This window comes from Claveliimonas sp. (genome assembly GCF_037273965.1).
Taxonomy (GTDB): Bacteria; Bacillota; Clostridia; order Lachnospirales; family Lachnospiraceae; genus Claveliimonas; species Claveliimonas bilis.
In genome coordinates this window covers 1-6,428 of the sequence record NZ_JAYAZJ010000124.1, presented here as the reverse complement: position 1 = coordinate 6,428, position 6,428 = coordinate 1, and the positions used below count along the sequence as shown (strand labels likewise).

Sequence of the window (6,428 nt, the reverse complement as noted above, 5' to 3'; positions counted from 1 at the left end):
TGAGGACTCATTTTCTAAACTTAATGACATTGCTTTTTAAAAGTGTTACGTCCCATTTTGCATGAATCGGTGGATCAAACTGCGAAAAGTGGTGGGTAAAATTGAAGATAATATCACTCTTATTCTTTTCGGCATATACTATAGCATTAGAGTGAAAAGGAGGAACTTATGAAAAAGCGTTTGATTTCTGTATTTCTTTGTGTAGTTATGATGATGGCCCTTGTAGCCGGATGTTCGTCCGATAAGGAAGAGGCTGTACCAACAGATTCCAAGAAACAGACAGAAGAGAAGGGAAATCCGATGAAGGTTGTGTTGAATGAGGTTGCGCACTCTATTTTTTATGCGCCCATGTATGTAGCAATTGAGGAAGGGTATTTTGCGGAAGAAGGAATAGAATTAGACTTGGTAACAGGATTTGGCGCCGACAAGACAATGACGGCCGTACTGTCAGGTGAGGCAGATATCGGTTTTATGGGATCGGAGGCATCCATCTATACCTACAATGAGGGAGCAAATGATATTGTAGTGAACTTTGCCCAGCTGACACAGCGTGCCGGGAATTTTCTTGTTGCGCGTGAGGAGATGGAGGACTTTTCCTGGGAAGATTTAAAAGGGCATCTTGTCCTTGGCGGACGTAAGGGCGGTATGCCGGAAATGGTGTTTGAGTATATTCTGAAACAAAACGGCATCGATCCACAGAAGGATCTTACTATTGATCAGAGCATTGATTTTGGCTCCACTGCAGCGGCTTTTTCCGGAGGAGAAGGAGATTTTACTGTTGAATTTGAACCCGGAGCAACCAGTCTGGAACAGGAAGGAAAAGGATATGTTGTGGCTTCTTTGGGAACAGACAGCGGCTATGTACCGTACACGGCTTTTTCAGCCAAAGAAAGTTATATCAAAGAAAATCCGGAAGTGATCCAGGGATTTACCAATGCGCTTCAAAAGGGAATGGACTATGTGCGGGATCATACGCCGGAGGAGATTGCTGCTGTGATTGAGCCGCAGTTTGAAGAATCAGATCTGGAAACAATTACCACAATCGTAACCAGATACTATGAGCAGGATACCTGGGCGGAAAATCTGGTATTTTCAGAAGAGAGTTTTGATCTTCTTCAGGATATTCTTGAAGAGGCAGGGGAATTAAGTAATCGTGCTCCTTATGAAAAGCTTGTTAATACAGAATTTGCGGAAGAAGCTGCAAAATAAGGAATATTGCATAAAGTACATCATGTGTATCATAAAAACAGCCTGACAGAATTAAAGCTGTCCGGCTGTTTTTAACGGTTACTTTTCTTTTTTTCGCGAAGAATTATCCGGAAGCTGGTCGATCAGTTTTTCCATCAGCAGTTTTTTTACATACACATCAAAGGCCAGACTGCAGATAAAAGAGAAAAGCTGCAGCGCCTCTCTGTCTTCCGCAGGAGCGTCCTGAAAAGTTTCCTGGGAGGAGCAATAGAGCTTTGAGATATCCTTTGCAAGAGAATCAATCCTGGATTTTTCCAGACTGCATACCTCTTCATAGATGGATGTAATGTTAAAGCCATCATTTTTACCGAAATATTTGTCGGTCAGAGGTTTTAAAAGTGACTCAATATCCTTGATAGAAAGAATGTTTTTAAAATAGTAAATAAAGATCATGACAAGGACATGTTCTTTTGAATACTTCTTTTTTACCGGAGGCGGAAGAAGATTGTTTTTGGCGTAATTATTGATCATGGTCTTTGTAAGAATTTTATCTTCTTTATACCGCCGTGTAGATCCAAGCTGATTCTCCATAAAAGTGGTTACCTGATCCATGTAAAGTTCTATATTGGGGATTTCTTCCGGTTTTACATAATCAATTCGTGAAATGCTCTGTAAAATGCTGTTCAGCATATCTTTTGTGTCAATTGTCATAAGATTATCACCTCAACATGGACATTATATAGTATTTAAAACCAGATGGCAAGCATTTCATAATTTATAACAAGCAAAATTATAATATTACGAATAAGAAAAATTATGATATAATACTCCATAAGTAATGTTCGCAGAAGCGGAAAATGAAAACCGGAGGAAAAAATGGAAGACAGATTTGCACTTTTGATTGATGCAGATAATGTGTCTGCAAAATATATAGAACCAATTCTCGACGAATTGTCAAAGTATGGAAATGTGACATATAAAAGAATCTATGGGGATTGGACAAGCACAAATAATGCAGGATGGAAAGAGGAACTTCTTAACAATTCCATTACGCCGATCCAGCAGTTCAGCTATACTCATGGTAAAAATTCGACAGATTCTGCCATGATCATTGATGCTATGGATATGCTCTATACAAGTGAGCTGGAAGGTTTCTGCCTGGTATCCAGCGACAGTGATTTTACCAAGCTTGCCAGCAGACTCAGAGAGAGCGGAAAAACAGTGATCGGCATGGGAGAGAATAAGACGCCTGCTCCTTTCAGAAAAGCCTGTGATATCTTTACTGTTCTGGAGCTTTTGCTGGAAGGAAGCATGAGTGAAAATGATGCTGTAGCAAGAAGCCAGATTGAAGAAGCGGTAGTGAAGATCATCACCGAAAATCAAAATGACGACAGAGTGACAGGTCTGGGAGAGGTGGGAAGCCGGCTTGTCAAGCTGTATCCGGACTTCGATGTGAGGCGCTATGGCTACAGCCTTTTGTCTAAATTTCTGGAGTCTTTCCCAAAGCTGAAACTGATACAGTCAGGTTCCCAGATTACGGTGACGCTTTATGAAGACAGAAACAGAAAGGAGCAGATCGAAGAGTTTATCCGCAGGCAGATCAAAGATGCGGGGAAACATGGGGTATCTTTAAGTGTGCTGGGAAATCGCATCCGCAGTCGTTTTGGAGATTTTAAGGTGCGGGATTACGGGTTTTCGCAGTTTAAGCAGTACATTCAAAGTTTTAGCGGTGTACATGTAGAAGAAGATGGGGAGAACAACCGGGCAGTCTATGAAAAGAAGGATGATAACAAATGAAGATAGAAGGTTTGTTTGATCTCCAGGTGATGATGCTTCTTCTTATGGGAATAGGGGTAATTTTAAGAAAGAAAAATATTATAACAAAAGAAGGGAAGACGGTATTGACAGATTTAGTGATCAATCTGATTCTTCCCTGCAATATTATTACAGCTTTTTGTATACCGATGGACCGTTCTGTTTTGATTGCAGAGATGGAAATTTTCATAATTTCTGTTTTGATCCAGATTTTCTGTACTTTGATCAGTGGAGTGCTGTACCGAAAAGTGCCAAAGGGAAAACGGATGGTTCTGCAGTATGCGACGGTGTGCTCAAATGCTGGATTCCTGGGAAATCCTGTGGCAGAAGGGCTTTACGGATCGCTAGGCCTTTTATATGCCTCTGTTTATCTGATTCCGCAGCGCATCGTTATGTGGTCAGCGGGAGTATCCTATTTTACCCAGAGTCCGAGCCGAAAAGAGGTGGTAAAAAAGGTACTGACCCATCCATGTATCATAGCAGTGGAGATTGGAATTGTTCTGATGGTGACTCAGATTCAGCTTCCGGAATTTTTGAGTACGGGAATTGAAGAAATCGGCGGGTGTACGACAGCTGTCACAATGATATTGATCGGAACAATCCTGATGGATACAGATATGAGACATATGATAACAAAAATTACCGCCGGCTATTCAGTGATCCGTCTGATTTTTATTCCTACAGTGGTGCTTTTGGGCTGTCTGCTGGCAGGGGTGGATTCAGTAGTAGCAGGAGTTTCCGTTACTTTGGCAGCCATGCCGGCAGGGACGACAACTGCGATCCTGGCGTTGAAATATCATGGAGATGAGGAATTTGCCACCCAATGTGTTGTGCTTACGACAGTACTTTCTGTGGCAGCAATTCCGATTTGGAGCCTCATCATCCATTCCATATTTCTCGCCTGATCTGCTATTGAAACAAGGTAAGAAGATCAGAAAAATGTGAGATACGTATTTGAGCCTCGGGAACATCTCCGAATCCATAAGAAGCGAAAATAAAAGGAACTCCGGCCTCTTTGGATGCGCAATAGTCTCCGGCAGTATCGCCGATATAGCAGGCAGTGCCGGAGGGATGGCGGTTCAGTAAAAGCCGTATATTTTCTCCTTTTGATTTCTTTGTATTTCCGTAGCATTCTATATCGGTGATATAGTTCCGCAAATTATTTTTTTTAAGAAACAATTCAATATAACCACTTTGGCAGTTACTTACGATAAAAAGCTTATGATTGGAAGAAAGTCGGGAAAAAACGTATTCTACATCCGGATAGAGAAAACTTTCCTTGGCGTTTTCCAAAAATCTATGTTCCCGGCGGCAGCATTTTGCCAGTAGCGCTTCTCCTTTTGCAGCAGGAAGCTGAGGAAATAAGTCAGCTGCAATGATATCCATGGGTTTTCCAAACTCTTGTTTCAGATCAGAGGCAGTCAAAGGCTGACGTTCAAATCTGAGTTTTTCCAGTGTATAGTTCCACGATCTTGCAACAATTTCAGTTGTATCCCACAAAGTTCCGTCTACATCAAAAATAAGATAGTCAAAATTCATAATTGATATATTCCTTTCCGGCAAATGTACTTTTTTTCAGTCTAGCATATCGAGGAAAAGATGGCAATGAAATAAAAAAGTTGACAGATTGGAAATCTTATAGTACAATACCCGGCGTAATAATTTTGTAACATTTGTAATATAGAAGAAATAAAATGCATATAAAAAATAATAGAAATGTAAGAATGTTACAAAACCAGGAGGTAGGAGTATATGAAATTAAAGGGAAAAGGACGATTGCGTTTTACGGTACTCGCCGTACTTTGTGCGGTAAATACGGCAGGATTTACCAGTTTTGCTATGTCGCCGGAAGGGGAGACACCGGTGATTTACGGGGCGACTTCGCTGGAAGATGATCTTCCGGACAGTGCATCTTCTAAGGAAGTGGCAAAAAAGGTGACAGAAGCCGTGCAGCAGATTGCTGTAGAGAAAACAGAGGAACGGGTGAAACAGATTCAGGCAGAAGAAGAGGCCAGAAGGAAAGCAGAGGAAGAAAGGATTGCTGCAGAAGCAGCAAGAAAAGCGCGGGAGGAAGATCAAAGACTTCTGGCAGCGCTGATATTCTGCGAGGCTGGAAATCAGCCTTATGAAGGCCAGGTGGCAGTTGGAGCCGTTGTGATGAATCGGGTAAACAGCGGAGTCTATCCGGGATCCATTCGAGAAGTTATCTATCAGTCCGGACAGTTCGGTCCTGCTATGACAGGATGGCTGGACAGCGTTCTGCAAAGCCGGAGTTATACGGAAAGCGCCATGCAGGCAGCGGCAGATGCCATGGCAGGCAGCAATCCTGTAGGAGGGTGTCTTTCTTTTGGAAACGGAAACTATGGGATCCGCATTGGAGATCATTATTTTCATTAATTGCCCTTTGCAAAGAGAGGGAAAATATTTAAGCAGTCAGCCAGTTACGGCCGGCTGCTTTTTGTTGGCATGAATTAAATTTTCCTGAAAAAGACTTTGTGGGTTACCCCTTTTCTGCCAGAATCCGCATCTATTTCCAGCAAAACCATAAGGAAATCACAGCGGACAAATGATAGACTGACATCGGAGCAAAAAAGAAAAATAAAAAGGGGAAGGACAGGACTGTCTGGAAAAGCAGGGAGTGAAGAAAGATGAGACGCAAAGTTCTGATTGTGACAACTGTCAGCGGATTTTTATATCAGTTTGAAAAAAACGCAGTAGAAATATGGAAAGAAAAAGGAGCCAGCCTTCACTATGCTTCTAATTTTCAGATAAAAGCTTATGAATTTGAAGCGGAATTTTTTGAAAAAAATGAGATTGTATGCCATCCCCTTACAATAGAAAAATCTCCTTACAGGATCGGCAGGAATATGCAGGCTCTCAAAGAACTGATCCGAATTATAAGAGAAGAAAAGATTGACATCGTGCACTGCCACAATCCTATGGGAGGGGTGCTGGGAAGACTGGCAGCTCATTTGTCCGGGAGAGAGGTGCATGTGATATACACCGCTCACGGTTTCCACTTTTATAAGGGAGCGCCTCTTAAAAATTGGCTTCTGTATTATCCGGCGGAAAAATTTTTGGCGAAATGTACGGATACGCTGATCACAATTAACCAGGAAGATAAAAACATTGCAGAGACATTTCATCTGAAAAAGAATGGACAGCTTGCCGCTATACCGGGAGTAGGGGTGGATCTGAAAAAGTACTGTCCGAAACAGGAGCAAAGAGAAGCAGCGAGGGAAGTTCTTGGAGTCGGGTCAGGGGAGTTGTGCCTTATGACAGCAGCCCTTCTTGATAAAAATAAAAATCACAGGGTGATACTCAAACTTCTGGAACAATGGAGGAAAGAAAAGGACTTTCCTAAGCTGAAATATGTGATATGCGGTGCAGGACCTTATGAATCTAAATTAAAAAGAGAGGTAAAA

General features: G+C 41.9%; 7 protein-coding genes. 5 read left to right on the top strand and 2 right to left on the bottom strand.

Annotated features, from left to right (window positions below):
* Nucleotides 1-168 precede the first annotated feature (168 nt).
* Nucleotides 169-1,209: an ABC transporter substrate-binding protein gene (locus WJ238_RS11045; RefSeq protein WP_337606950.1), complete on the top strand. Its 1,041-nt coding sequence runs from the start codon at nucleotides 169-171 to the stop codon at nucleotides 1,207-1,209.
* Nucleotides 1,210-1,287: 78 nt separating this feature from the next.
* Here the strand turns inward: WJ238_RS11045 and WJ238_RS11040 are convergent, their stop codons facing one another.
* Nucleotides 1,288-1,899, bottom strand: coding sequence for a DUF1836 domain-containing protein (locus WJ238_RS11040; RefSeq protein WP_230106624.1), 612 nt, complete (start codon nucleotides 1,897-1,899; stop codon nucleotides 1,288-1,290).
* Between the two features lie 165 nt (nucleotides 1,900-2,064).
* Between WJ238_RS11040 and WJ238_RS11035 the strand changes: the two genes are divergently transcribed.
* Entirely contained in the window at nucleotides 2,065-2,985 is a 921-nt protein-coding gene (locus tag WJ238_RS11035; RefSeq protein ID WP_230106623.1) for an NYN domain-containing protein, read from the top strand.
* Nucleotides 2,982-3,908, top strand: coding sequence for an AEC family transporter (locus tag WJ238_RS11030; RefSeq protein ID WP_316268430.1), 927 nt, complete (start codon nucleotides 2,982-2,984; stop codon nucleotides 3,906-3,908). Before WJ238_RS11035 ends, WJ238_RS11030 begins: the two co-directional genes overlap by 4 nt.
* 4 nt (nucleotides 3,909-3,912) lie before the next feature.
* On the opposite strand, the gene WJ238_RS11025 is transcribed toward WJ238_RS11030, so the two are convergent.
* Nucleotides 3,913-4,542 (bottom strand): HAD family hydrolase, encoded by a 630-nt coding sequence (locus tag WJ238_RS11025; protein ID WP_230106621.1) that lies wholly within the window; start codon nucleotides 4,540-4,542, stop codon nucleotides 3,913-3,915.
* A gap of 213 nt (nucleotides 4,543-4,755) precedes the next feature.
* Here WJ238_RS11025 and WJ238_RS11020 point away from each other — a divergent pair, with 213 nt between their 5' ends.
* Both WJ238_RS11020 and WJ238_RS11015 read left to right on the top strand, forming a co-directional pair.
* On the top strand, nucleotides 4,756-5,400 hold the full coding sequence (locus WJ238_RS11020) for a cell wall hydrolase (RefSeq protein WP_316268431.1): 645 nt from the start codon (nucleotides 4,756-4,758) through the stop codon (nucleotides 5,398-5,400).
* Between the two features lie 251 nt (nucleotides 5,401-5,651).
* The coding region (locus tag WJ238_RS11015) for a glycosyltransferase (protein ID WP_337606947.1) at nucleotides 5,652-6,428 on the top strand (777 nt) is incomplete at its 3' end.

Coding starts and splice junctions, on each gene's coding strand:
- WJ238_RS11035 (WP_230106623.1), top strand. CDS start 2,065: ATGGAAGACAGATTTGCACTTTTGATTGATGCAGATAATGTGTCTGCA.
- WJ238_RS11020 (WP_316268431.1), top strand. CDS start 4,756: ATGAAATTAAAGGGAAAAGGACGATTGCGTTTTACGGTACTCGCCGTA.
- WJ238_RS11040 (WP_230106624.1), bottom strand. CDS start 1,899: ATGACAATTGACACAAAAGATATGCTGAACAGCATTTTACAGAGCATT.
- WJ238_RS11025 (WP_230106621.1), bottom strand. CDS start 4,542: ATGAATTTTGACTATCTTATTTTTGATGTAGACGGAACTTTGTGGGAT.
- WJ238_RS11030 (WP_316268430.1), top strand. CDS start 2,982: ATGAAGATAGAAGGTTTGTTTGATCTCCAGGTGATGATGCTTCTTCTT.
- WJ238_RS11045 (WP_337606950.1), top strand. CDS start 169: ATGAAAAAGCGTTTGATTTCTGTATTTCTTTGTGTAGTTATGATGATG.